The sequence below is a fragment of the Lujinxingia vulgaris genome, assembly GCF_007997015.1.
Lineage (GTDB): Bacteria > Myxococcota_A > Bradymonadia > Bradymonadales > Bradymonadaceae > Lujinxingia > Lujinxingia vulgaris.
On record NZ_VOSM01000094.1, the window covers coordinates 1 to 547 of the forward strand.

1 protein-coding gene is annotated in these 547 nt (G+C 66.4%); it reads right to left on the minus strand.

The window, feature by feature from the left end:
* Positions 1–438: universal stress protein (locus tag FRC98_RS21055; protein ID WP_146983523.1), on the minus strand; the 438-nt coding region annotated here is incomplete at its 3' end.
* Positions 439–547: the final 109 nt, after the last annotated feature.

The window sequence follows — 547 nt, forward strand, 5'->3', positions numbered from 1 at the left end:
TCCGGTCTGCGGGTCCCACCGGTCGGGTAGGACCATGACGGGGCACTTGGCGTGAGCTGCCACCGCGGCCGAGACGGATCCGACCCGTCCGCGCACTCCGTGCCGGCCGCGCTTGCCTACCACCAGCACCGAGGCGGTCTGCGACTCGTGCACCAGCACCCCGGCCGCGTCCCCGTGTTCCACTACCCCGAGAGCCGTCACACCGTGGGCCCGGGCCCGGGACACCGCGGTTGCTGCGACCTGCTCAGCTTCTTCCTCGATGGACTGCAGGAAGACACCGTAGATGCTGGGGTCCATGGCCATGGGCCGGCCCAGGGACACCACTACCTTCACTTCCATCGACAAGGCCCCGGCTTCGCGGATGGCCCAGTCCAGGGCGCGGTCACTGAACTCGGACCCGTCGTAGCCCACTACGATTTGCTTTGCTTGCTCTACCATCACTATTGCTTTCCTTTCGTCGTCTCAAGCTCTTGTCCTGGGCTCTCGTATCGACCAGGCCGGGGCCTGGTGTCGGCCTCAGTGGAGGGAGATCCCTGTCAAGGACAGC